Origin of the sequence: Rahnella inusitata, assembly GCF_018288855.1 — a bacterium.
Classification (GTDB): domain Bacteria; phylum Pseudomonadota; class Gammaproteobacteria; order Enterobacterales; family Enterobacteriaceae; genus Rahnella; species Rahnella inusitata.
Genome location: NZ_CP065024.1, coordinates 4279290 through 4305539, shown reverse-complemented (window position 1 = coordinate 4305539; position 26250 = coordinate 4279290). Strand labels below are relative to the sequence as shown.

The 26250-nt window shown below is 52.7% G+C and carries 20 protein-coding genes; 9 read left to right on the top strand and 11 right to left on the bottom strand.

Translation table 11 applies throughout. The features are described 5' to 3' along the window. Window positions 1-8: 8 nt before the first annotated feature. Window positions 9-761, bottom strand: coding sequence for a cell division protein ZapD (gene zapD, locus I2123_RS20155; protein WP_112168701.1), 753 nt, complete (start codon window positions 759-761; stop codon window positions 9-11). A 48-nt stretch (window positions 762-809) separates the two neighbouring features. Continuing rightward, window positions 810-1418: a dephospho-CoA kinase gene (gene coaE, locus I2123_RS20150; RefSeq protein ID WP_112168700.1), complete on the bottom strand. Its 609-nt coding sequence runs from the start codon at window positions 1416-1418 to the stop codon at window positions 810-812. Between the two features lie 243 nt (window positions 1419-1661). On the opposite strand from coaE, the gene I2123_RS20145 reads away from it, so the two are divergent. Beyond that, window positions 1662-2705, top strand: a complete 1044-nt coding sequence (locus I2123_RS20145) for a GMP reductase (RefSeq protein WP_112168699.1) — start codon at window positions 1662-1664, stop codon at window positions 2703-2705. A gap of 104 nt (window positions 2706-2809) precedes the next feature. Here I2123_RS20145 and hofC read toward each other — a convergent pair whose 3' ends face one another. The 4 genes from hofC to nadC all read right to left on the bottom strand — a co-directional run bounded on the left by hofC (window position 2810) and on the right by nadC (window position 7159). Continuing rightward, entirely contained in the window at window positions 2810-4030 is a 1221-nt protein-coding gene (gene hofC / locus I2123_RS20140) for a protein transport protein HofC (protein WP_244879860.1), read from the bottom strand. Beyond that, a complete protein-coding gene (gspE, locus tag I2123_RS20135; RefSeq protein WP_213051365.1) occupies window positions 4027-5523 on the bottom strand; it encodes a type II secretion system protein GspE in 1497 nt (498 codons plus the stop codon). The genes hofC and gspE overlap by 4 nt, the downstream gene beginning before the upstream one ends. Continuing rightward, window positions 5520-5969 carry a prepilin peptidase-dependent pilin gene (gene ppdD, locus I2123_RS20130; protein WP_213051364.1) on the bottom strand — a complete coding sequence of 150 codons (450 nt, stop codon included), beginning with the start codon at window positions 5967-5969 and terminating at the stop codon, window positions 5520-5522. Before ppdD ends, gspE begins: the two co-directional genes overlap by 4 nt. 296 nt (window positions 5970-6265) lie before the next feature. Beyond that, window positions 6266-7159 (bottom strand): carboxylating nicotinate-nucleotide diphosphorylase, encoded by an 894-nt coding sequence (gene nadC / locus I2123_RS20125; RefSeq protein ID WP_213051363.1) that lies wholly within the window; start codon window positions 7157-7159, stop codon window positions 6266-6268. Between the two features lie 93 nt (window positions 7160-7252). On the opposite strand from nadC, the gene ampD reads away from it, so the two are divergent. Further along, the gene (gene ampD / locus I2123_RS20120) at window positions 7253-7825 is read left to right on the top strand and encodes a 1,6-anhydro-N-acetylmuramyl-L-alanine amidase AmpD (RefSeq protein ID WP_213051362.1); all 573 of its coding nucleotides are present in this window, start codon (window positions 7253-7255) and stop codon (window positions 7823-7825) included. A 58-nt stretch (window positions 7826-7883) separates the two neighbouring features. Next, complete coding sequence (gene ampE, locus I2123_RS20115) at window positions 7884-8738, top strand: beta-lactamase regulator AmpE (RefSeq protein ID WP_213051361.1); 855 nt, start codon at window positions 7884-7886, stop codon at window positions 8736-8738. 105 nt (window positions 8739-8843) lie between these two features. Here ampE and I2123_RS20110 read toward each other — a convergent pair whose 3' ends face one another. The 3 genes from I2123_RS20110 to aroP all read right to left on the bottom strand — a co-directional run bounded on the left by I2123_RS20110 (window position 8844) and on the right by aroP (window position 12840). Next, window positions 8844-9818: a glycoside hydrolase family 43 protein gene (locus I2123_RS20110; RefSeq protein WP_213051360.1), complete on the bottom strand. Its 975-nt coding sequence runs from the start codon at window positions 9816-9818 to the stop codon at window positions 8844-8846. After that, window positions 9811-11247, bottom strand: coding sequence for a glycoside-pentoside-hexuronide (GPH):cation symporter (locus I2123_RS20105; RefSeq protein WP_112168692.1), 1437 nt, complete (start codon window positions 11245-11247; stop codon window positions 9811-9813). The genes I2123_RS20110 and I2123_RS20105 overlap by 8 nt, the downstream gene beginning before the upstream one ends. A 222-nt stretch (window positions 11248-11469) precedes the next feature. Next, entirely contained in the window at window positions 11470-12840 is a 1371-nt protein-coding gene (gene aroP / locus I2123_RS20100; RefSeq protein WP_112168691.1) for an aromatic amino acid transporter AroP, read from the bottom strand. 428 nt (window positions 12841-13268) lie between these two features. Between aroP and pdhR the strand changes: the two genes are divergently transcribed. From pdhR to yacL, 6 genes are all read left to right on the top strand, one after another. Further along, window positions 13269-14039 (top strand): pyruvate dehydrogenase complex transcriptional repressor PdhR, encoded by a 771-nt coding sequence (gene pdhR, locus I2123_RS20095; protein ID WP_112168690.1) that lies wholly within the window; start codon window positions 13269-13271, stop codon window positions 14037-14039. Window positions 14040-14201: 162 nt separating this feature from the next. Then, a complete protein-coding gene (gene aceE, locus I2123_RS20090; RefSeq protein WP_112168689.1) occupies window positions 14202-16865 on the top strand; it encodes a pyruvate dehydrogenase (acetyl-transferring), homodimeric type in 2664 nt (887 codons plus the stop codon). A gap of 13 nt (window positions 16866-16878) precedes the next feature. Next, window positions 16879-18771, top strand: a complete 1893-nt coding sequence (aceF, locus tag I2123_RS20085) for a pyruvate dehydrogenase complex dihydrolipoyllysine-residue acetyltransferase (protein WP_213051359.1) — start codon at window positions 16879-16881, stop codon at window positions 18769-18771. Between the two features lie 212 nt (window positions 18772-18983). Next, entirely contained in the window at window positions 18984-20408 is a 1425-nt protein-coding gene (gene lpdA, locus I2123_RS20080) for a dihydrolipoyl dehydrogenase (RefSeq protein ID WP_167457477.1), read from the top strand. 618 nt (window positions 20409-21026) lie between these two features. Beyond that, window positions 21027-23624, top strand: coding sequence for a bifunctional aconitate hydratase 2/2-methylisocitrate dehydratase (acnB, locus tag I2123_RS20075; RefSeq protein ID WP_112167416.1), 2598 nt, complete (start codon window positions 21027-21029; stop codon window positions 23622-23624). 75 nt (window positions 23625-23699) lie between these two features. Further along, entirely contained in the window at window positions 23700-24065 is a 366-nt protein-coding gene (gene yacL, locus I2123_RS20070; protein ID WP_112167417.1) for a protein YacL, read from the top strand. Window positions 24066-24069: 4 nt separating this feature from the next. Here the strand turns inward: yacL and yddG are convergent, their stop codons facing one another. Further along, a complete protein-coding gene (yddG, locus tag I2123_RS20065; protein WP_112167418.1) occupies window positions 24070-24948 on the bottom strand; it encodes an aromatic amino acid DMT transporter YddG in 879 nt (292 codons plus the stop codon). Between the two features lie 101 nt (window positions 24949-25049). Continuing rightward, complete coding sequence (locus tag I2123_RS20060) at window positions 25050-25919, bottom strand: hypothetical protein (protein WP_244207758.1); 870 nt, start codon at window positions 25917-25919, stop codon at window positions 25050-25052. Between the last annotated feature and the right edge of the window lie 331 nt (window positions 25920-26250).

Sequence of the window (26250 nt, the reverse complement as noted above, 5' to 3'; positions counted from 1 at the left end):
TGCAACTCCTAGCAGCAGGCAAGATCAAAATTCAGTCGCGCGGGAACCACGCCATGTTCGCTGTCGAGGGGCAAAAAGCGAATGGCATAACGGGTTTTGTGCCCGGACACTTGCGGGTAGAGCAGATTTTCCATCGACAGGCGTAATCGTAACAGATCCGCGCCTTCAGCATTGTCCTGGAAAAAGCCATTAAGGCTGATTTGGTTGCGGAAAACACCGGACTGGCGGATCAAATCTAACACCATCGTGAGCGAATTGTTCAGCGGCGCCAGCGTTTCTAGCCAGTTTTTTACTTCGCCATCCCGCTGTGACTGTGCCAGATGCAGCCAGATATGCAGCGTCGGCAAGTCAAAGCTGCAACAGCCGCCAGGAATGCTGAGACGCTGACGTACCAGCGCGATCATGCGATCTTCTTTCAGCGCCTGACCAATACGCGGTGCTTTCATCAGCACACCTGCACACTGCTTCAGCTCGGTGCGTAACCCTTCAATGCGCGTTAAATCGACGCCGGGGACATCCTGCCACTGGGACAATTTTTGTTGCTGACGCTCAAGTTCTTTCAGTAAGTCGGTGCGGACTTCGCCGCGTTCTAACACATCCAGTAAGTCGGATGCCGTGCGAAAGAACAGCAGGGCGGAAGAAATAGCAGTGACCTGTGCATTGGCATGCAGCTGCTGTAACAGAAATTCAATGCGCAACCAGGTACGCATTTTTTCATTTAAAGGATGTTCAAAAAGAACCGTGGCTGCGGCTTCACTCATGCTGGGCAATATCCTGTCTGTTTTCTCCCTGATAATTCAACGCATTATTCACGGAGATACTGATGCCGCCAATGTTAAATAGCGGCTATGTAATTGGGCAACACGCGGTTCAATCGTTTCGGGACCGCCGCTGTTATCAATGATGTCATCCGCGCAGGCCAGTCGTTTTTCACGACTTACCTGCGAGGCAATAATATTTTCAGCCTGCTCACGGCTGACACCGTCGCGCTGTATCGTGCGCGAAAGCTGAGTTTGCGGATCAACGTCGACCACCAGTACGCGATGGGCCCGTGCCTGCAATCCATTTTCAATTAATAACGGTACGACCCAGAGCACGTAAGGCGTTTGCGCCTGCGCGATAAGGCGCTGCGTTCGGGCATGAATAACCGGATGCAGCAATTTGTTAACCCATTCTTTCTCAACGGGGTTGCTGAATATACATTCTCTCAAAACGGCGCGGTTAAGCGAGCCGTCAGCGAGAAGAATACTGTTACCAAAATGGCTGCTCAACTCATCCAGCGCCGGTTCGCCGGGGGCAACCACCTGACGGGCAATAACATCAGCATCGACAATGCTTACGCCGTGGCGTGCAAAGCTCTCAGCAACGGTACTTTTCCCGCTCCCTATGCCTCCGGTCAATGCAACGATATACGCCATGCTGATGCTCTGATAAATTTAGTTGGGTAAATGATAAAGAGATTATGAGTAAGTGCAAGCCGCTCTCGTGTTGGTTTAGGACTTCGAAAATTATTCAGCTGTGCAATCAAAAGTCTGTGATGTCAGTTGGAAAAGCCATCTTGCCGTTGTCATTTTCCTGTGTATGATAAAACCACTGGAAAGGGTGTCTAATTTTTCGCTTTACGCCCTAGCGACCCGTCGCCAAACCAGGACAAACCCGTCATGCGCATTGAAGAAGATTTGAAGTTAGGCTTTAAAGACGTACTTATCCGCCCTAAACGTTCCACCCTCAAAAGCCGTTCCGAAGTAGAACTGGAGCGCACCTTCACATTCAAACACTCCGCGATCAGCTGGTCAGGCACGCCAATTATTGCCGCCAATATGGATACCGTAGGGACATTCCGCATGGCGACGGTGCTGGCATCCTTCGGCATGCTGACGGCAGTTCATAAGCATTATACTGTTGAACAATGGCAGGCTTTCATCGCTTCTGTGGATGAATCCGTCCTGCGCAATGTGATGGTTTCCACCGGGACGTCTGAAGCAGATTTCGTCAAAACACTGCAAATTCTCGCAATGTCACCATTGCTGAAATTTGTGTGTCTTGATGTTGCTAACGGCTATTCGGAGCACTTTGTCGATTTCCTGCGACGCGTACGCGAAGCCTGCCCGGATAAAGTCATCTGTGCCGGTAACGTGGTCACCGGTGAAATGGTCGAAGAGCTGATCCTCTCGGGTGCAGACATTGTCAAAGTCGGCATTGGACCGGGTTCAGTCTGTACTACCCGCGTTAAAACCGGTGTCGGTTATCCGCAGCTTTCCGCTGTGATCGAATGCGCTGATGCCGCACATGGTCTGGGCGGACAGATTGTCAGCGACGGTGGCTGTGCCGTGCCGGGCGATGTGGCTAAAGCTTTCGGCGGCGGTGCCGACTTCGTGATGCTCGGCGGAATGCTGGCAGCGCATGAAGAGTGTGAAGGTACTGTCGTTGAAGAGAACGGTGAAAAATTTATGCTGTTTTACGGTATGAGTTCCGAATCTGCGATGAAACGTCACGTCGGCGGCGTAGCTGAATATCGCGCAGCGGAAGGCAAAACCGTGAAGTTGCCTTTGCGAGGCCCGGTTGAAAATACTGTTCGCGATATCCTTGGCGGTCTGCGTTCTGCATGCACTTATGTGGGTGCCGATCGTCTGAAAGAGCTGACCAAGCGCACTACCTTTATCCGCGTGGCAGAGCAGGAAAACCGGCTTTTCGGCGGTAAGTAATCGCTTAAAGATACGAGCCTCAATTACGGCTTTAAGGCGTCTATAACGGCGAAACAGGTTTTCGCCGTTTTCATTTCCTCCAAACGTCCCGTCGATAGTGCGCCTCATCCCATCACCGATCCCAACTGGAAAATAGGCAGATACATGGCGATCACTAAGCCACCAACAATCACGCCCATCACGGCCATCAGAACCGGTTCAATCGTTTGGGACAACGTGTCCGCCAGCGAATTCGCCTTCTCATTATGCAGATGCGCCAGCTTCAGCAGCAACTCATCCAGCGACCCAGACTCCTCCCCGATTTTTATCAGTTGCTGACACAGCGAAGGAAACAGCGGCGACTGCACAAAGGCCTTATGCAGCGGTGTACCTTGCATAATTTGCTCACGGATCTGGCTGAGCGCACTCTGAAAATGCAAATTAGACAGGGAGGATGCCGCCGCCTCCAGGCCGGAAATCAGCGTCATTCCTGCCTGTTGTGTCATCGCCAGCGTCTGAAATATCTGGCTGAGGCAACTGTCGGTAACCAGCCGTGAGGTTAACGGCAATCTTAGGAGCAGCATTTGCTCCCTATGCTTCCAGCGCTTTTGCGGATGTAGTTTGCGCAAATAGGCAAAGCAGCCAACTGATATAACACCCGTCAGCCACGGACCGGTACTGATCAGGACATCCGATGTACTGACCAGCATGCGCGTGAACCACGGCAGCTCGGCATCAAAGGAGGCATAGATTTTGGCAAACTCCGGCAGAACCAGGGTTAGCATCAGTAAGGTCACCACCGTAGCTATTACACTGACGATCAGCGGATAGCGCAGGGCTTTTTTCACTTTATCTCTCAGTTTGGCCTGCTGTTCCTGCTGTGCGGCCAGCTGTAAACAGCAGCGATCCATCTGACCGGTGAGTTCACCGATGGCAATAATCTGCCGGTAGATATCCGGGAAAACATCAGGATAGGCATTCAGCATTGCGGATAAAGGTCTCCCTTCACGAACTCCTTTAGCGATATTTTGCAAAACGCATTGCCACGCCATTTTCGGATGCTCATTTGCCAGCAACATCAGGCTATTGACCAGCGGCAGTCCGGCCTGTAGCAGCGTGGCAAGTTGCCTAACCATCGCAACGCGTTCTGAATTTTTCCAGTAGCCCCGGTTCAGACGTTGCTTCATTTGAATCTTCAGTGGTTGCAAACTGGCTGCGAAAAGCTGCTGATAAATGCCATCTTTACTGGCCTCGATGCTGCTGCCTTGCTGAATGTTTCCCTGAATATCGATGGCCTGCCAGTGATACAGGCACCATCTTTGGGAAAGCGCAGGCATTTCACTCATGCATCGGTTTCCTCGCCGGTGACGCGATAGAGTTCTTCCAGCGAAGTGATCCCTTGCTCAACCAGCAGCATTCCGGCTTCCTGCAGTGTGATTTGCCCCTGCTCGCGGGCAATTTTGCTCAGTTCATTCACTGTGGCTTCTGCAACCAGTGCCTGCTGCAAGCGTGGTGTAATGCTCAGTGTTTCATAAATGCCTGTCCGTCCGTAATAGCCGGAAAAGCACTGATGACAGCCGGTAGCCAGCCAGAGTGGGATCTGGGCACCTCGCCCGTTTTCACCTTTACCGACAAACCCCATGTGCGCCTTACGGCAGTGCGGACAGAGTTTTCGCACCAGACGCTGAGCAATTACCAGCCGCAGGCTGGCGGCAATGTGAAAGCCTTCAATGCCCATCTGACGCAGCCGGGTCAGCGTTTCACAGGTGGAATTGGTGTGTAACGTTGAAAGCACCAGATGCCCGGTTTGTGCGGCTTTTACGGCGATTTCTGCCGTTTCCTTATCGCGTATCTCGCCGACCATAATCACATCCGGATCCTGGCGCAGCAATGCGCGCAGCACACTGGCAAAGCTGAGATCAGTTTTACTATTGATCTGCGTCTGGTTGATGCCACTGACCGGAATTTCGATCGGATCCTCCACGCTGCAAATATTGCGGGAGATGGCATTCAGATGCCGTAACCCACTGTAAAGCGTGACGGTTTTACCGCTGCCGGTCGGGCCGGTGACCAGAATCAGCCCCTGCGGGTGTTTCAGCGCGGCTTTGAAATACTCGAGATCGCGCAGTGTCAGCCCCAGTTGCGACATAGCCAGATCCTGCTGGGTCATATGCAGGATCCGCAGCACGATTTTTTCACCATGCAACGTTGGCAGGGAGGAGACGCGCATTGAGTAACGCTGGTTTTGAAGCATCACTGACAGCTGTCCGTCCTGTGGTAAGCGGCGTTCTGCAACGTTCAGCTGCCCCATGATTTTCAGCCGCGCACAAACACCCGCCGCCATTGAAAACTCAGGGCCGGGAATCTCCTGCAAAACGCCGTCAATTCGTACGCGGACACGGAAGCTGTGCTCGTAAGGCTCGAAGTGAACATCCGAAGCCCGACGGGTGATTGCCTGTCTGAGAATCTGATTGAGGACATTAATTACCGGCGCATCACTCTGGTCGTTAAGCTCATTTTCCTCTGAACTACCCGAAGCCGGACGCGACTCACCTTTTGCAGGTTCTTCTTTAGGATCAGTGCTGCTTTTCTCCATTACCTGTTCGAGTCTTGCCTGTGGCCAGCGTTCAAGCTGAACTTTCAGCCCGCTTGCAAAGCGCAGAACGTTGCTCAACGTATCGGTATCTGGTTCAGCCTCATGACAGGCCACCCGCAAAGTCTGTTCGTCTCGATGTAAAATCACCGCTTTGTAACGCTGGCAAAGTGCTTCCAGTGAAGCTTCACTTTGCTGTTTCAGGTTTTCTACCGGTGAAACCCGATTTAATGGCATGTCACTCATTTCGGCGCTCCTGTGGTGTCAAAACGGAAGACGCTTTCGCAAGCTTCAACCATCGAAGTGTTACCTGAATTGGTGCAGGTACGGTTCCAGATAATGCCGCCGGCCTGATTGTCGAGAGTAGGGGTCATTACAACGCTGAGACCGTTAAGTGCCTGCTGACCTGTCAGTGTGATGATCCCCGCACTGACTTGTGTCTGGCTGACATAGCGGCTTGTGGCGGTCGCAGGGATCCCCTGACTGCCCGCGTTGCAGCTGGTCAGGGCACCTGCATCAATCACGCACAGCTCCACGCCGGTTTTATACGGCACCATGGTTTGCAGCATGTCGGTCAGGGCCGCTTTTTGAATGTAACTTTGATAAGCGGGAATGCCGATGGCGCTGAGGATCGCAATAATTGCGATCACCACCATCAGCTCTATGAGGGTAAATCCTTGTTGCCGTTGCATGGCTTTCTCCGTCTGGTGTAACTGCATGGATGTTGCTCAGGCAGCAAACTAAACGAAGAAAAAAAAGGACTCCAGCATCATCGGTGGCTTCTCCGCGACGTCTTCCAGGATAAATGTGCAAGCTCAGAAGGCAGGCAAAACTTTTGCGTGATGTCTCGCAATTATGCTCAGGAGGTCAAAAAGGGAGTTGGCAGAGTTCGATGAGAATGAGAGGGTAATGCGGCAAGTTCGAGAGAGTCCGAAGAAGTCGTATTGCCCCCTGCAAGGATTTCAGAGGGCAATAGCTGAAAGGCTAATTAGTTGAAACGCATAGAGAGATCCATCGCCCGGACATGCTTAGTCAGCGCGCCGACAGAAATATAATCCACGCCGGTTTCAGCGAATTCACGCAGCGTTTTTTCAGTGACATTGCCAGAGACTTCCAGCAATGCGCGGCCCGCGGTGAGGGCTACACCTTCGCGCATCATCGGCACGGTGAAGTTATCCAGCATGATGATGTCCGCACCCGCATCCAGTGCTTGCTGAAGTTCGTCTAGCGATTCAACTTCGACTTCAACCGGGACGTCCGCGTGGATCCACAACGCACGTTCAACTGCCGCTTTAATCGAGCCGCAGGCAATAATGTGGTTTTCTTTAATGAGGAAAGCATCAGCAAGGCCGAGACGGTGATTGCTGCCGCCACCGCACAGTACGGCATATTTCAATGCTGTGCGCAGGCCAGGCAGGGTTTTTCGGGTATCTAGCAGCTGCGTTTTGGTGCCTGCGAGGCGTTTCACATACTGATTCACTTCAGTGGCCACGCCAGATAAGGTCTGGACAAAATTCAGTGCCGTGCGTTCGCCGGTCAGCAGCATGCGCGCAGAGCCTGAAAGCTCACATAATGTCTGGTTTTCAGAAACTGAATCGCCATCTTTGACATACCATTTGACGGTGATTTTGTCTCCCGCCAGTTGGGTAAAGACTTCATCCAGCCAGCGCTGACCACAAAAAATTCCGGCTTCACGAGTAATAACTGTCGCGCTGGCATCTTTATCCTGCGGCAACAGTTGAGCGGTTAAGTCATTGTCGGCATTGGCTTCGCCGCCGAGGTCTTCACCCAGCGCCTGAGTCACAAGTAAGGGAATATCACTCTCGATACGTTCGAGTAACTGTGCGCGGCGACTTTCAGGGCTGTAGCTGCGGGTAGACATACAAATACTCCGAAATGGCGGAAAGAAGGACAAAAAAACATGCTACCCTGTTGCTGTGATAAGTACCACCCAGGCACATCATTGAGGTCATTGATGCACTTAGAACATGGCTGGATTGCCGAGGCCCGGCAGGTTGTTTCTCCCCATTCCGATCTCCGTCCTGACGACGAAATCCCCTCACTACTGGTGATCCATAACATCAGTTTGCCGCCCGGAAAATTCGGTGGTCCGTATATTGATCAGTTATTTACCGGCACGCTGAATCCGCAGGACGATCCTTATTTTGAAGGGATCCACCAGCTGCGCGTCGCCGCGCATTGCCTGATCCGGCGTGACGGCGAAATCGTCCAATACGTGCCTTTCGATAAACGCGCCTGGCACGCAGGTGTTTCCAGCTGGCAAGGGCGTGAGCGCTGTAATGATTTTTCCATCGGTATTGAGATGGAAGGGACTGACTTTGAGCCTTTCACAAAAGCACAATATCGCAGCCTGGCGGCAGTTACTGAGTTGTTAATTAAGCACTATCCGATTAGTCTTGATGCCATTACCGGACACAGTGACATTGCGCCGGGGCGTAAAACGGATCCCGGCCCTGAGTTTGACTGGGCATTTTATCGCAAGCTGTTAACACCTTCCGCAGGGCACAATGCTTCTGCTGACTCGTGAATGAACGCGGGTTCAGGTTTTTTTTAGCGCGTGATGTGTTGAGAGAGAGTGACAATCGATGACGTTATTTACTTTATTGCTGGTGCTGGCTTGGGAGCGCTTGTTCAAACTGGGTGAACACTGGCAGTTGGATCATCGGTTCGAGGTGATTTTCAGCCGCGGACGACAGACTTCTCTGGCGAAAACGCTGGCGATCGCCGTGGTCTGGATGGCGGTGATTTGGGTGATCCTGCGTACGGTTCAGGGCTTGTTTTTTGGCGTGCCTTCGCTGGTTTTGTGGGTGATTATCTGTCTGTTGTGCATCGGTGCAGGCGTTAAACGTAAACATTATCGTGCCTATCTGAAATCAGCCCGTCAGGGCGATGCCGATGCCACGAAAGAGATGGCAGAAGAGCTGGCGCTGATCCACGGTTTGCCAACAGATTGCACCGAAGAAGCCCGTCTGCGTGAGCTGCAAAATGCGCTGTTGTGGATTAACTTCCGTTATTACCTTGGGCCGCTGTTCTGGTTCGTGGTGCTTGGCCCCTACGGACCGGTTGCGCTGGGCGGGTACGCTGTGCTGCGTGGCTATCAGACCTGGCTCGCGCGCCATACGACGCCGCTCAAACGCGCGCAGTCCGGCGTAGACAGTTTGCTGCACATTCTTGACTGGATCCCGGTGCGTCTGGCTGGTGTGGCGTATGCGCTGCTCGGGCACGGCGAAAAAGCATTACCGGCATGGTTTGCCTCGCTCGGAGACATTCATTCTTCGCAATATCACGTGCTGACCCGTCTGGCGCAGTTCTCGCTGGCGCGTGATCCACATATGGATCCGGTGCAGACGCCGCGCGCCGCCGTTGGGCTGGCGCGTAAAGTCACCATGATTATTCTGGTCGTGGTGGCGCTGCTGACGATTTATGGCGCGCTGATTTAACGCCGCAGTTTCGCTGCCCAGCGTCATCTCTGAACAAATTAAAAGCCCGGCGCATTCACATGGCCGGGCTTTTTATCGCTTTCTCTTAACTGTTTCTCTAAAGCGTTATGGCAGTTTTTGCAAGGTCAGCGGACGGTTGTCGGCGGCAGGTTCGCCGAAGTCCGGTAGCCCGTTGTCGTCCCAGCGAATGTTTTTAATCCGGGTATGACGGTTCGGGTCATACAAAGGATCGCCTTCAATCTCGGTGTAATTTCGCGCGTGGTAAACCAATACATCGTCACCCTGTTCGTTGCGGGTAAAGCTGTTGTGACCGGGGCCGAACTGTTTGTTCGTTGCGTGAGTGGTAAATACCGGATGCGGCGATTTATGCCACGAAGACGCATCCAGCAGGTTGCTGTGCACATCAGCTGTGAGCAATCCGATACAGTAATTCTCATCGGTGGCGCTGGCGGAATAGGTGATGAAAATCTTATCGCCATGAGTGATCACCGCGGGTCCTTCGTTCACCCAAAAGCCGATAATTTCCCAGTCCAGTTCGGGTTTACTGAGCATCACCGGCGGCGATTTCAGCGTCCACGGATTTTCCATTTCGGCAATATACAGGTTGGAGTTGCCGCGGAGCGCCGGGTCTTTCTGAGCCCACAGATAATAGCTTTTTCCCTGATGCCCGAAATGCGTGGCATCAAGTGAGAAACTGTCGATCGGCGTTTGGATCCGCCCCTTTTCGATCCATTTCCCCTTAAGCGGGTCGGCATCCTCACACACCAGCGTATACATGCGGTGCTGAAACAGTCCGTCCTTAATCTCCTGTGACGGCGCGGCAGCGTAGTAAATCACCCATTTCCCGTCGATGAAATGCAGTTCAGGTGCCCAGATAAGTGCGCTCATCGGGCCGCTGTCGGGTTTGCGCCAGACGATTTTTGCCGGTGCATCAGCAAGGCCGGTCAGCGTTTTTGAGCGGCGAATTTCCAGCCGGTCATATTCCGGCACCGAGGCGATAAAATAATAATGCCCATCGCTGTGCAGCCAGATATGCGGATCGGCACGTTGTTCGATGAGCGGGTTTGGGTAATTACTCATGTTTCAGCTCCTTGCTGTGAAGCGGGAGGGAGCCCGCGTCAGGTGCATTTTTCGTGTCGTGGTATTCATTCAGCTCGCGGTAATTGCGGCGGCGGATTTCCAGATCTGACTGGATGGTGCGCATCATTTCGCGGTCAACTTTTAGTAAACGAACAACGCCTGCGGTGATGAGATAGCCAACGCCGGGGATTACTGTGAATAACAATACTATCCCGTTGATGGCGTGATCACTCTGTCGCGCCGCGCCAGCGTCGTAGCCATAGCCTGAAAGCAGGAAGCCTACCATCGCCCCGGCCACAGCCAGGCCGCATTTGAGGAAGAACAGGTTACCGGAGAAGCTGATGCCGGTGATGCGTTTGCCGGTTTTCCATTCGCCGTAGTCATCCACATCTGCCATCAGCGACCAGTGCAGCGGAGAAGGCAACTGGTGCATGATATTCAGGACAAAGTAGGCGACCAGAATCAGCGTCGTGGCGTGCGGGTCGAGGAAATAGAAGCCGCAGGAGAAAATGGTCAGGATGATGTTGGCCCAGAAGAACACTTTCAGTTTGCAGAACTTGTCGGTCAGCGGTTTCGCCAGCGCGCTGCCGATCATCATGCCGACCACGCCGAGGCTGATAAACATGCTGGCAAACGAGGTGGATTTCTCCATCACCCAGGTGACGTAATACATCGTTGCAGCCATGCGGATAAAGCCCGGACACACATTGCAGAAGGTCAGCAGCAGAATGCGAACCCACTGGTCGTTTTTCCAGATGTCTTTCAGGTCAGATTTCAGCGCATGTTTAGACGGCACCGCAGGCTGGATACGTTCTTTCACGAAGCTGAAACAGAACAGGAACATGAACAGCGCGATGATCGCCATCACGCCCATCGACATCTGGTAGCCCTTGGCTTTGTCCGCACCGCCAAACCAGTCGGCCATTGGCAGAAGCGTCGAAGACAAGATCAGCGTCGCGATCCCCACCATAAAGAAGCGATAAGACTGGCAGGCCACGCGCTCGTGCGGATCGGCGGTGATGACGCCGCCCAGCGAGCAGTAAGGGATGTTAATTGCGGTATAGGTGAGTGACATCAGGAAGTAAGTCACAAAGGCATAGATAACCTTGCTGTTATAGGTCCATTCCGGTGTCGTGAACATCAGTACGCTGAACAGGACGTAGGGCACCGATATCCATAACAAGTAGGGACGAAAACGCCCCCAGCGGGTCGTGGTGCGGTCGGCAATCGCGCCCATGATCGGGTCAGTGACGGCGTCGATCACACGCACCGACAGCAGTAATACACCGACCAGCGCCGGGGCAAGGCCGAAAACGTCGGTATAAAAGTAATTAAGAAACAGCATGATGGCGCCGCCAATCATGTTGCATCCCGCGTCCCCCATGCCGTACGCCACTTTCTCTTTGAATGACAGCGCGCCTTCCTTCATGGATGTTCTCTCCGGCTATTGGTTAAAAGAGTGATGTTAAAAAACTGTTTGTTAGCCAAGAGTATTGGCGCGGGAGGGGCAGAGGAGTCAGGAGGTAAGAGTCATGAAGATGGACGTTTTAGTCATGCTGGGCAAAGTGTGACCCAGATAACAAAGCGCCCCGGCCTGGAAATCGGACCGGGGCGCTTAAGATTTTAAGCCTTTAACAACGCTGACTTAATTTCAGGCTTTCACGGATTTTCCGCTTTGCTGATTTTTGACCCAGTAACCGAGGCCCAGAATCACCAGCCAGACAGGGATCAGCCATACAGAAATGGCCATGCCCGGCGTGATCGCCATAATCACCAGGATCGCTGCCATGAACAGTAAGCAGATATAGTTACCCACCGGATACAGCAGCGCCTTGAACTTGGTTTCGATCCCTTCGCGACGCATCGCCTGGCGGAACTTGATGTGCGCAAGGCTTATCATCGCCCAGTTGATGACCAGTGCGGAAACCACCAGCGCCATCAGCAGACCGAAGGCTTCGCCCGGCATCAGATAGTTAATCAGTACGCACAGGGCCGTCGTGGCCGCAGAAACCATGATAGAAGCAACCGGCACGCCACGTTTGTCGACGTTCATCAGGGCTTTTGGTGCATTACCTTGCTGAGCCAGACCAAACAGCATACGGCTGTTGCAGTACACACAGCTGTTATAGACCGACAGTGCCGCAGTCAGGATCACCACGTTGAGGGCATTGGCGACCAGCGCATCACCCAGATCGTGGAAAATCAGGACGAACGGGCTGGTGTCCGGCCCTACGCGGGTCCACGGCATCAGGGAAAGCAAGACAGCCAGTGAGCCCACATAGAAAATCAGGATACGGTAAATAACCTGATTGGTGGCTTTAGGAATGCTTATCTCCGGGTTGTCGGCTTCTGCGGCGGTGATACCCACCAGCTCCAGACCCCCGAATGAGAACATGATGATAGCCATCATCATCACCAGCCCGGTCATACCATGAGGCAGGAAGCCACCTTGCTCCCAGAGGTTTCGCACTGTCGCCTGCGGACCGGCAGTATCGCTGAACAGCAACCAGCCACCGAACAGGATCATGGCCACTACCGCGACGACCTTGATGATCGCAAACCAGAACTCCATCTCACCAAAGACTTTAACGTTGGTCAGGTTGATAGCATTGATCAGCACGAAGAACACAGCCGCAGAAGCCCAGGTTGGGATCTCCGGATACCAGAATTGAATATATTTACCGACGGCGGTCAGCTCTGCCATCGCGACCAGCACGTACAGCACCCAGTAGTTCCAGCCAGAAGCAAAACCGGCAAACCCACCCCAGTATTTATAGGCGAAGTGGCTGAAAGAACCGGCGACCGGTTCTGCAACGACCATTTCACCGAGCTGGCGCATAATCAGGAATGCGATAAATCCGGCAATCGCGTAGCCAAGAATAATCCCCGGCCCCGCAGACTGAATAACGGAGGCGCTGCCCAGAAACAGGCCCGTTCCGACTGCCCCACCTAACGCGATCAACTGAATGTGGCGGTTTTTCAGACCGCGCTTCAGCTCATCGCCATGTTGTTGATCAACCATTTACCTGTCCTCTGTCATTGGGGCAAAACCCATAGCATTCTGCGTGTTAGAAAGAATGTAAGGCGATAATTACACTTTTTGTATTTAATTATTTACGGCTGGATTGTGCCTAAAAATCAGCATCATCTACCGTTCGGGCAAGAATAGTGTTATGCGAAAAAGTTTGCACCTGATTTATGCATCATCTGCATAACAAATAACCGAATTAACGGTAAATTTGCTCAGGATCGTAAAAATGTGATCTAAAGCGTGGAAAAAAAGGAGAATGCTAAAAAGTTGTTAAATTGTGCGAGGTCGACGCATTTACTGGGTAGCCATATGGACACAAGGTGAATACTTTGTTACTTTACGGCCACGTTTTTTAAATTGGTATTACCAATTGACTCCGGCAACTTACAGAGTCGCTACTCGCAGAGAACAGCACTGATATGGCTTACAGCAAAATCCGCCAGCCTAAGTTATCCGATGTGATCGAGCAGCAACTTGAGTTCCTGATCCTCGAAGGCACTTTGAGACCCGGAGAAAAGCTTCCGCCAGAACGTGAACTGGCCAAACAGTTTGATGTTTCACGACCTTCTCTCAGAGAGGCGATCCAAAGCCTGGAAGGGAAGGGACTGCTCCTGCGTCGTCAGGGTGGTGGCACTTTCGTGCAAAGTAATTTGTGGCAAAGCGTGAGCGATCCGCTGGCCGAGTTACTGGCTGACCATCCTGAATCACAATTCGATCTCCTTGAAACACGCCATGCCCTTGAAGGGATTGCTGCCTATTATGCTGCGCTCAGAGGCACAGAGGAAGATTTAGCACGCATTCGTGATTGTCACGTGGGCATTCAGACCGCACAAGACAGCGGGGATCTGGACGCAGAAGCCGATGCGGTTATGCAGTATCAGGTCGCTGTAACAGAAGCAGCCCATAATGTGGTGCTGCTGCATCTGGTTCGCTGTATGGGACCGATGCTTGAGAAGAACGTACGACAGAACTTTGAATTGCTCTACTCACGCCGGGAAATGCTGGCAACGGTAAGCAACCACCGCGCCAGTATTTTCGAGGCGATTGTTGCACGTGAACCAGAAATGGCGCGCGCTGCATCTCACCGTCACCTGGCGTTCATTGAAGAAGTTTTGCTGGATCTCAGCAGGGAACACACCCGGCGGGATCGGTCATTACGACGGCTCCAGCAACGGAAAGATGAAAGTTAACCTTCGGGATTAATTTTTAGAGCCTTCACTTGAGGGCTCACGGCAACTACATGACGGGCCTGTCTTCGTGCGTTTTGTTGAAAACGAAGAGCTTTGTGAAAGAGCGCAGGAAGACAGGCTCCAGATAAACCAACGTATTAGATACAGATAAGGAAAAGCACCATGTCAGAACGTGTAAATAATGACGTGGATCCGATCGAAACTCGCGACTGGCTACAAGCGATCGAATCGGTCATCCGTGAAGAGGGTGTTGAGCGTGCGCAGTTCCTGATTGATCAGGTTCTGAGTGAAGCACGTAAAGGCGGCGTGAGCGTCGCAGCTGGCGCGGCCAGCCGTAATTATGTCAACACCATCGCTGTTGAAGACGAACCTGAGTATCCGGGTAACCTGGAGCTGGAACGCAACATTCGTACCGCAATCCGCTGGAATGCGATCATGACCGTTCTGCGTGCGTCGAAGAAAGATCTGGATCTGGGCGGCCATATGTCATCCTTCCAGTCTTCCGCAGCGGTTTACGAAGTTTGCTTCAACCACTTCTTCCGTGCTCGCAACGAGAAAGACGGCGGCGATCTGGTGTATTTCCAGGGCCATATCTCTCCGGGCGTGTACGCGCGTGCTTTCCTTGAAGGCCGCCTGACCGAAGACCAGATGAACAATTTCCGTCAGGAAGTTCACGGTAAAGGTCTGTCATCTTATCCGCACCCTAAACTGATGCCTGAATTCTGGCAGTTCCCGACCGTATCAATGGGTCTGGGTCCAATCGGTGCTATCTATCAGGCTAAGTTCCTGAAATACCTTGATCACCGCGGTCTGAAAGACACCAAAGAACAGCGCGTTTATGCGTTCCTGGGTGACGGTGAAATGGACGAACCAGAATCCAAAGGTGCGATCACCATCGCGACCCGTGAGAAACTGGACAACCTGTGCTTCATCATCAACTGTAACTTACAGCGCCTTGATGGCCCGGTAACCGGCAACGGTAAAATCATCAACGAACTGGAAGGCATCTTTGCAGGCGCCGGCTGGAACGTGATCAAAGTGATTTGGGGCAACCGTTGGGATGAACTGCTGCGTAAAGATACCAGCGGTAAACTTATCCAGCTGATGAACGAAACCGTGGACGGCGACTACCAGACCTTCAAGTCCCGTGACGGTAAATACGTTCGTGAACACTTCTTCGGCCGTTATCCGGAAACCGCTGCGCTGGTCAAAGATATGACCGACGATGAGATCTGGGCATTGAACCGTGGTGGTCATGATCCGAAGAAAGTCTTCGCTGCACTGAACAAAGCACAGAACACCAAAGGTCAGCCGACCGTTATCCTTGCACATACCATCAAAGGTTATGGCATGGGCGAAGCGGCCGAAGGCAAGAACATTGCTCACCAGGTGAAGAAAATGAACATGGATGGCGTGCGCTATATCCGTGATCGTTTCAGCGTGCCAGTGACCGATGAAAATCTGGAAAAACTGCCGTACATCACTCTGGAAAAAGACTCTGCAGAATACAAATACCTGCATGAGCGTCGTGCCGCTCTGAAAGGCTACCTGCCGACTCGTCTGCCAAACTTCACTCAGAAGCTGGAAATGCCGAAACTGGAAGACTTCTCACAACTGCTGGAAGAGCAGAAGAAAGAGATCTCTACCACAATCGCCTTCGTCCGTGCCCTGAACGTGATGCTGAAGAACGATTCCATCAAAGACCGTCTGGTGCCAATCATCGCCGATGAAGCGCGTACCTTTGGTATGGAAGGTCTGTTCCGTCAGATTGGTATTTACAGCCCGAACGGCCAGCAGTACACCCCGCAGGACCGTGAGCAGGTTGCATACTATAAAGAAGACGAGAAAGGTCAGATCCTGCAGGAAGGCATCAACGAACTGGGCGCCGCGTCATCATGGCTGGCCGCAGCGACGTCTTACAGCACCAACGATCTGCCAATGATCCCGTTCTACATCTACTACTCCATGTTCGGTTTCCAGCGTATCGGCGACCTGTGCTGGGCAGCGGGTGACCAACAGGCACGTGGCTTCCTGGTCGGTGGTACTTCAGGTCGTACAACATTGAACGGCGAAGGTTTGCAGCACGAAGATGGTCACAGCCACATTCAGTCTCTGACTATCCCGAACTGTATTTCTTACGATCCGGCGTATGCCTACGAAGTGGCAGTCATCATGCATGACGGTCTCGTGCGTATGTACGGTGAAGCACAAGAAAACATCTATTACTACATCACTACGCTGAACGAAAACTACCACATGCCAGCCATGCCAGAAGGCGCGGAAGAAGGCATCCGTAAAGGTATCTACAAGTTAGAAACCGTGGAAGGTAGCAAAGGTAAAGTGCAGCTGATGAGCTCCGGTTCTATCCTGCGTCACGTCCGTGAAGCGGCTCAGATCCTGGCGAAAGACTACGGCGTCGGTTCTGACGTGTACAGCGTGACCTCCTTCACCGAACTGGCCCGTGACGGTCAGGACTGTGAACGCTGGAACATGCTGCACCCGACTGAAACCCCACGCGTACCTTACGTGGCTCAGGTAATGAACGATGCACCGGTTGTTGCTTCAACCGACTACATGAAGCTGTTCGCAGAGCAGATCCGTAACTTCGTTCCTGCCAGCGATTTCCGCGTACTGGGCACCGACGGCTTCGGTCGTTCTGACAGCCGCGAAAACCTGCGTCACCACTTCGAAATTGATGCGTCTTACGTTGTGGTTGCTGCGCTGGGCGAACTGGCCAAACGTGGCGAGATCGATGTGAAAGTAGTGGCTGAAGCCATTACCAAGTTCGGCATCGATGCTGACAAAGTTAACCCGCGTCTGGCATAAGAGGTAAAGACAGATGGCTATTGAAATTAACGTACCGGACATCGGTGCAGATGCAGTGGAAGTCACCGAAGTTATGGTGAAGGTGGGCGATAAGGTTGAAGTTGAACAATCGCTGATCACCGTTGAAGGCGATAAAGCTTCTATGGAAGTGCCTTCTCCACAGGCTGGCGTTGTGAAAGAGATCAAAGTTGCGGTCGGCGATACCGTCGAAACCGGCAAACTGATTATGATCTTTGAAGCCGCTGACGGAGCTGCTGATGCAGCTCCTGCGAAACAGGAAGCGCAAGCAGAAGAGAAACCTGCTGCTGCCGCACCTGCTTCGAGCGAAAGCAAAGAAGTGAACGTGCCAGATATCGGCGGCGATGAAGTTGAAGTCACCGAGATCATGGTCAAAGTGGGCGACAAAGTTGAAGCTGAACAATCGCTGATCACCGTAGAAGGCGACAAAGCCTCTATGGAAGTCCCTGCACCGTTCGCGGGTACCGTAAAAGAAATCAAAATCGCTGCGGGCGACAAAGTCAGCACTGGTTCTCTGATCATGGTCTTCGAAGTAGCAGGTTCCGGTTCTGCGGCACCAGCCAAAGAAGAAGCCAAGTCAGAAGCGGCTCCGGCTGCTCCAGCGGCCTCCGGCAGCAAAGAAGTGAACGTGCCTGATATCGGCGGCGACGAAGTTGAAGTCACTGAAATCATGGTTAAAGTCGGCGACAAAGTAACGGCTGAACAGTCGATTATCACCGTGGAAGGCGACAAAGCTTCTATGGAAGTTCCTGCGCCGTTCGCCGGTACTGTGAAAGAAATCAAAATCGCTGCGGGCGACAAAGTCAGCACCGGCTCTCTGATCATGGTCTTCGAAGTAGAAGGCGCTGCGCCTGCTGCTCCGGCGGCGAAGAAAGAAGAAGCTGCAGCCCCTGCGAAACAAGAACAGAAAGCTGCCGCACCGGCTGCTCCGGCCGCCAGCAAAGGCGACTTCGCTGAGAACGACGCTTACGTTCACGCCACGCCGGTTATCCGTCGTCTGGCTCGTGAATTCGGCGTTAACCTGGCGAAAGTGAAAGGGACGGGCCGTAAGGGTCGTATCCTGCGCGAAGACGTTCAGACTTACGTGAAGGACGCGGTCAAACGCGCTGAAGCCGCTCCGGCTGCTGCCACTGGCGGTGGTATTCCGGGCATGCTGCCTTGGCCGAAAGTCGACTTCAGCAAGTTTGGTGAAATTGAAGAAGTGGAATTGGGCCGCATCCAGAAAATCTCTGGCGCCAACCTGAGCCGTAACTGGGTAATGATCCCGCACGTTACGCACTTCGACAAAACGGATATCACTGAGCTGGAAGCGTTCCGTAAACAGCAGAATGATGAAGCGGCTAAACGCAAGCTGGACGTGAAGTTCACCCCTGTGGTGTTCATCATGAAAGCGGTTGCGGCTGCGCTTGAGCAGATGCCACGCTTCAACAGTTCTCTGTCCGAAGATGGTCAAAAACTGACGCTGAAAAAATACATCAACGTCGGTGTTGCGGTAGACACGCCTAACGGTCTGGTTGTTCCGGTCTTCAAAGACGTGAACAAGAAAGGCATCGCTGAGCTGTCCCGTGAACTGATGGCGATCTCCAAGAAAGCGCGTGATGGTAAGCTGACTGCCGGCGAAATGCAGGGCGGTTGCTTCACTATCTCCAGCCTTGGCGGTATCGGGACGACCCACTTTGCGCCAATCGTCAATGCGCCGGAAGTGGCTATCCTCGGTGTTTCCAAGTCCGCGATGGAGCCTGTCTGGAACGGTAAAGAGTTCGTACCGCGTCTGATGATGCCAATGTCGCTCTCCTTCGACCACCGTGTAATTGACGGTGCCGATGGTGCGCGCTTTATCACCATCATCAACAACGTACTGTCAGACATTCGCCGTCTGGTGATGTAAGTGAAAAGCCGGCCAAACGGCCGGCTTTTTTCTGATAATCTCATCATGTTGTTTGGGATTATCCTGCGCTAAACACGAATCGTATGCCGTTTGTTGTTTCAAATTTGTTAACAATTTTGTAAACTGCGGGCGGATAGAACGACCCGGTGGATGATGGGCGTTGCGACATAAAAATGACGTCAGACCCGCCGGACATAAATTAAGAGGTCATGATGAGTACTGAAATTAAAACTCAGGTCGTCGTACTTGGGGCGGGCCCTGCAGGTTACTCTGCTGCTTTCCGTTGCGCTGATTTAGGTCTTGAAACTGTTCTGGTTGAGCGTTATGCCACTCTCGGCGGCGTGTGCCTGAACGTAGGTTGTATCCCTTCAAAAGCTCTGCTGCACGTCGCGAAAGTGATCTCTGAAGCAAAAGCCCTGGCCGAGCACGGCATCGTTTTCGGCGAGCCGAAAACTGATATCGACAAAGTGCGCGTCTGGAAAGAAAAAGTCATCAACCAGCTGACCGGTGGTCTGGCAGGCATGGCGAAAGGCCGTAAAGTCAAAGTCGTGAACGGCTTGGGCAAATTTACTGGCGCGAATACTCTGGTTGTTGAAGGCGAAAATGGTCCAACCACCATCACTTTCGACAATGCGATCATTGCGGCGGGTTCCCGTCCAATCAAACTGCCATTCATTCCTCATGATGATCCACGCGTGTGGGATTCCACTGACGCACTGGAACTGAAAACCGTCCCTGAGCGTCTGCTCGTGATGGGCGGTGGCATCATCGGTCTGGAAATGGGCACCGTTTACCACGCGCTGGGTTCACAGATCGACGTGGTAGAAATGTTTGATCAGGTGATCCCTGCCGCTGATAAAGACGTGGTGAAAGTCTTTACCAAGAAAATCAGCAAGCAATTCAACCTGATGCTGGAAACCAAAGTGACAGCGGTAGAAGCCAAAGAAGACGGCATCTATGTCACGATGGAAGGCAAGAAAGCCCCTGCAGAACCACAGCGTTATGACGCGGTGCTGGTCGCGATTGGCCGTGTGCCAAATGGCAAACTGCTGGAAGCGGGCGCGGCGGGCATCGAAGTTGACGATCGTGGCTTCATCCACGTCGACAAACAAATGCGTACCAACGTGCCTCACATCTTTGCTATCGGCGACATCGTCGGCCAGCCAATGCTGGCACACAAAGGTGTACACGAAGGCCACGTGGCTGCCGAAGTTATCTCCGGCAAGAAACATTACTTCGATCCGAAAGTGATTCCATCGATCGCCTACACTGAGCCAGAAGTTGCCTGGGTTGGCCTGACCGAGAAAGAAGCGAAAGAAAAAGGCATCAGCTACGAAACCGCCACCTTCCCGTGGGCAGCTTCAGGCCGTGCTATCGCTTCCGATTGTGCAGACGGCATGACCAAACTGATCTTCGACAAAGAAACTCACCGTGTTATCGGTGGTGCAATTGTCGGTACCAACGGCGGCGAGCTGCTGGGCGAGATCGGCCTGGCCATCGAAATGGGTTGTGATGCAGAAGATATCGCGCTGACCATCCATGCTCACCCGACTCTGCACGAGTCAGTGGGTCTGGCAGCAGAAATCTACGAAGGCAGCATCACTGACCTGCCTAACCCGAAAGCCAAGAAGAAATAATTCTGGTTTAAAGGTTTAAGAAGCGGCGCCGAGAGGGGCCGCTTTTTTTTGTCTGAAAGTTACCCCGCAGAAAGTACGTTGATATGAACATTAACGTGTGAAATTAACCACCCGCCTTTGTCCGTATCCAACACATTTCCCAGTACAACGAGCAGGATACAAAGTGACGTCCTTTTCATTGCGTAATTCCTGTAACGAACACGACCATCGGAATTTCATCGGGAAAACAACGGTGAACCAGCCCATGGTGGTGGCTGAATCGCAGTACAAAAGACCTTTTAAGCCATTTATTCCCTTGTACCAATTAGGGGGTTGTGATGATCTAGAGGACGAATGGAGATGGACAGTCGATCCGTCTGTGCTCAACGATTCAGCAAAGATTTAATGTTGCTTTTATGTGAACGAATTAACAAGCAGGTAAAATCCTGCTATGCTGCCCCAGCGCAAAGGGCCACTGTGCTCAGGTTCAGGATGTACTGCTGAGCGACAATATTATCAGCATACCCGCAGTGTCCCCACTCATCAGGCAGTTTTAAATCCCCTGTCCCTACAGGTTTGACGCCGGTCTGATGATGGAAGCCAGGCATAATAAATGACAATGAGAGCGAGGAGAAAGTCGTGCTAGAAGAATACCGTAAGCACGTAGCCGAGCGTGCTGCAGAGGGCATCGTCCCTAAGCCACTTGATGCTTCACAGATGGCAGCGTTGGTTGAGTCCCTGAAGAATCCGCCACAAGGCGAAGAAGATACTCTGTTAGACCTGCTGATTAACCGTGTTCCACCGGGCGTCGACGAAGCCGCCTATGTTAAAGCCGGATTCCTGGCTGCCGTCGCCAAAGGCGAAACCACCTCCCCGTTGGTCACCCCTGAAAAAGCTGTCGAACTGCTGGGCACCATGCAGGGCGGCTACAATATTCATCCGCTGATCGATGCGCTGGATAGCGAAACGCTGGCGCCTATCGCCGCGAAAGCGCTGTCTCATACGCTGCTGATGTTCGATAACTTCTATGATGTCGAAGAGAAAGCGCACGCAGGCAACGAGCACGCAAAAAAAATTCTTCAGTCGTGGGCTGATGCCGAATGGTATCTGTCACGTCCGAAACTGGCAGAAAAAATCACCGTGACCGTTTTCAAAGTCACCGGCGAAACCAACACTGACGATCTGTCACCTGCACCGGATGCCTGGTCCCGTCCAGATATTCCATTGCACGCATTGGCGATGCTGAAAAACGAACGCGAAGGCATTGTACCTGACGCACCGGGCACTATCGGGCCGATTAAACAGATCGAAGAACTGAACAAAAAAGGCTTCCCGCTGGCCTATGTCGGTGACGTGGTCGGTACCGGATCTTCGCGTAAATCAGCCACCAACTCCGTATTGTGGTACATGGGCGACGATATTCCGCACGTGCCAAACAAACGCGGTGGTGGTGTGGTTCTGGGCGGAAAAATCGCGCCAATCTTCTTCAACACCATGGAAGATGCCGGTGCGCTGCCGATCGAAGTGGATGTGTCTGATCTGAATATGGGCGATGTGATCGACATCTTCCCGTATCTAGGCGAAGTGCGTAACCACGAGACTGGCGCAGTCATTGCGACGTTCGAACTGAAAACCGACGTGCTGCTGGACGAAGTCCGCGCCGGTGGCCGTATTCCGTTGATCATTGGACGTGGTTTAACCACAAAAGCCCGTGAATCACTGAAGCTGCCTCAGAGCGAGGTATTCCGCATTGCCAAACCTGTCGCTGCCAGCAATAAAGGCTTCTCGCTGGCACAGAAAATGGTTGGCCGCGCCTGTGGCGTTGCCGGTGTTCGTCCAAATGAATATTGCGAACCGAAAATGACGTCCGTAGGTTCTCAGGACACCACCGGTCCTATGACCCGTGACGAACTGAAAGACCTGGCCTGTCTGGGCTTCTCTGCGGATCTGGTGATGCAGTCATTCTGTCATACCGCGGCTTATCCAAAGCCGGTTGACGTGACCACCCACCACACGCTGCCAGATTTCATCATGAACCGCGGCGGCGTTTCGCTGCGCCCTGGTGACGGTATCATCCACTCATGGCTGAACCGTATGCTGCTGCCTGATACCGTCGGTACAGGCGGTGACTCCCATACCCGTTTCCCAATCGGGATTTCCTTCCCTGCGGGTTCTGGTCTGGTGGCGTTTGCTGCAGCAACCGGCGTGATGCCTCTCGATATGCCGGAATCCGTTCTGGTGCGTTTCAAAGGCAAAATGCAGCCGGGGATCACCCTGCGTGATCTGGTGCATGCGATCCCTTATTACGCGATTAAAGAAGGTCATCTGACCGTTGAGAAAAAGGGTAAGAAAAACCTCTTCTCCGGCCGTATTCTGGAAATCGAAGGCTTACCAGAGCTGAAAGTAGAACAGGCATTTGAACTGGCGGATGCGTCCGCAGAACGTTCAGCGGCAGGTTGTACGATCAAACTCGATCAGGCACCTATCAAAGAATACCTGAGCTCTAACATCGTGCTGCTGAAGTGGATGATTTCCGAAGGTTACGGCGATCGTCGTACCATCGAACGCCGCATCAAAGGGATGGAAGAGTGGCTGGCAAATCCAACGCTGCTGGAAGCGGACGCAGATGCCGAGTACGCAGCGGTGATCGAAATCGATCTGGCCGAGATCAAAGAGCCGATTCTTTGTGCGCCAAACGATCCGGACGATGCACGCCTGCTGTCTTCCGTTCAGAACAGCAAGATCGACGAAGTGTTCATCGGTTCGTGCATGACCAACATCGGTCACTTCCGCGCGGCTGGCAAGCTGCTGGACAGCCACAAAGGCGCGTTGCCAACGCGTCTGTGGGTTGCGCCACCGACTAAAATGGATGCGGCGCAGCTGACGGAAGAGGGCTATTACAGCGTCTTTGGTAAGAGCGGTGCACGTGTTGAAATTCCTGGCTGTTCACTGTGCATGGGTAACCAGGCGCGCGTGGCCGACGGTTCTACCGTGGTATCCACGTCAACCCGTAACTTCCCGAACCGTCTGGGTAATGGCGCTAACGTCTATCTGGCCTCTGCGGAGCTGGCGGCGATCGCGTCCCTGCTGGGTCGTTTGCCAACGCCGGAAGAGTATCTGGGCTATATGGCGGAAGTGGATAAGACCGCGGTGGATACTTACCGCTATCTGAACTTCGACAAACTGAGTGAATATACCGACAAAGCTGACGGCGTGATCTTCCAAACCGCAGTCTAAATCGTTATATTTGCGCCAGTGTTGAAAGGGAGCCTCGGCTCCCTTTTTTATTTTCATTTTCCAGAGGACTGAATCATGGACTACGACTTTTTGCGCGACATCACCGGAGAGGTCAAAGTGCGGTTCTCGATGGGCCACGAAGTGATTGGTCACTGGCTGAATGAGGAAGTAAAGGGCGATCTGAGCGTGCTGGATAAAGTCGAAGCGGCGATTGCGGAACTTAAAGGCAGCGAGCGCGACACACAGATCGTCGGACACGAATACACGCTGCTGTTAGCCGACGATGAAGTGATGGTTCGCACTAATCAGCTGGATTTCGACGGTGATGAGATTGAAGAAGGCATGAGCTATTACGACGAAGAAAGTCTGGCGTTTTGCGGCGTCGAGGACTTTTTGCAAGTCCTCGAAAAGTACCGTTCCTTTATCAACACCTACCGCTAAGCGGTCATTTTCCCCGCGCGGCGGTCCAGCACAACAGAGAACCGCCGACCACCATCAGCACGCCCGGCCAGAAACTGGCACCCGGCAGCGTTTGCAGCCACAATCCGGCGATCAAAATCGATGACAGTGGCGTGAAATACGACAGCGCCGCTACCAGCGTGGCATTGCCTTTTTTCATCGCCAGATCCCAGCACTGATAGGAGACAGCCGTCACTGCGCCCATCGCCAGCAGTTCGAGGATCGCCGGTAACGTCAGACTGATACGGTTGGATGAATACGTGAAGTAAAGCACCCACAGCACCACGCCGGTCGCCAGCAGGAACAGCGGCAGCACGCCTTTGCCTTTGCACAAGACCCGCACCAGATTGGAATACAGCGCCCACGACACCGCAGCACCCAGTGCCAGACCGTAGGCCACCGGATTGCCCTGTACGTTGCGCAGCAACTGTTGCACATTCAGCCCGTGACCGCCGCTTATCGCCCACATTACGCCGGCAAACGCCAGCACCGCGCCCGGCCAGATCCACCAGCGTACCCGTAACTTCAGCAACGGCACGGCAAATAACAGCGTCAGGCTAGGCCACAGATAGTTGATAAGCCCCAGTTCCAGCGTTTGCTGGCGGCTATGTGCCAGACCGATCGCCAGTGAAAACGCGACCATATAGAAGATGAACAACATGCCGCAGATAATCAGGTAAGCCGCGGATTCGCCACGCAATGAGGGTTTTCCGCCCGCCATCCAGACCATGATCCCACTGACGGTATAAATAGAGGCGGCAGCGCCGAACGGGCCGAGAGATTCAGACAGGCTGCGGGTGAGCGCGACGCTCATGCTCCACAGTAAAATGGCGACGACGCCAAAGAGCGTAGCAAAACGATCCATTTAAAGGGTATGCCTCTGAGAAAGGAGGCCTTAAAGATAAGCGATTGTTGCGGTGGAAGAAACCGCAACAATCATCTTGAGAGAGACTTTCAGAAGAGTCATCAGAAATAGAAACCGACTTCCAGACCCAGTGTTGAGGTGGTGGTCGCAGGCTGGTAATAGCCCACGTTACGTCCGTTCAGATCACCCTGTTTCTCATCTGATTTACCGTATTTCTGGTGCACATAGCTGGCTTTGACGAACACATCTTTATTGATGTTCCACGTCAGGCTGGTGAACGGCGAGAGCTTCGATTTTGGCTCCAGCCAGACATCACCCTGATTGCTGTGCGTCCAGGTTTTGATCGGATACAGCGCACCGCCTTCCACACTCAGTCGTGAATCGGCGGTCATCTGCCAGTTCGCGCCCAATGAGGCTTTAGCATACGGTTGCAACGACACTTCCAGCGCCGTGTAATCCCGCGTGCGGTTTTCCGACGCGATGTAGACATCGTCGGAGCGGATGTTACGCAACCACACTTGCCCGCCCAGCGCACCTTTCATATCGAAAGAGACGCTGTCTGACGCGCGATAACGGTAGCCGCGTGTCAAATCGGCACTGTAACCGGTGTAGTAAGTTTTGCCTTTCAGCGTTCCGTTGGCCACATTGGCCTGATCGTCAAGCGTGCTGCCTTTATAATTGACGATCCCAAACATCACGCTCATGTCCCAGGCTTTTAATAAGCCATTCTGGAGATCGAGATAATTATTGGATCCAAAATTAACGCGCAGGCGCGGGCCATGTTCAGCAACATATTTACCGTCCATATTATCGACGGATTCGTCCCACTTATAATATTCAGCACCATAACTCACATAGTGCCGCATCCCTTCAGTATTGCTGCCTAACAAACTTTCCCCGGCCCGGGAAACCCCGGAAACCAATAAAGAACTCGCGACCAGCAGGCTGGATACGGTCTTTAATTTACTCATTGTCATTTTTTATTTCTACTTGCAGGTGGATGGAGCTGGTTGCTTAGTAAGCAATGGGGCGATGCTAAAGGCTGGAGGGGCAGAGATAAAGGGATTTATCTGTTTTTCAGAAAATAGCGATCTTTTGATCTTCTCTAACTCAAATTAATGAACATATAGGAATATAATTTGATTTAAAGGATGCGTGTTGTATTAATAATTTGGCTTAACGCAGAGATCATTCATCTGATAATTTGACTTAAAATAGAGTTTGATGAATGATTTTATATTAATTTGTCTTAAGGAGTGTAGCCGGTATTTAAACCTGCGTGGTTATTTTACTTAAGTAATG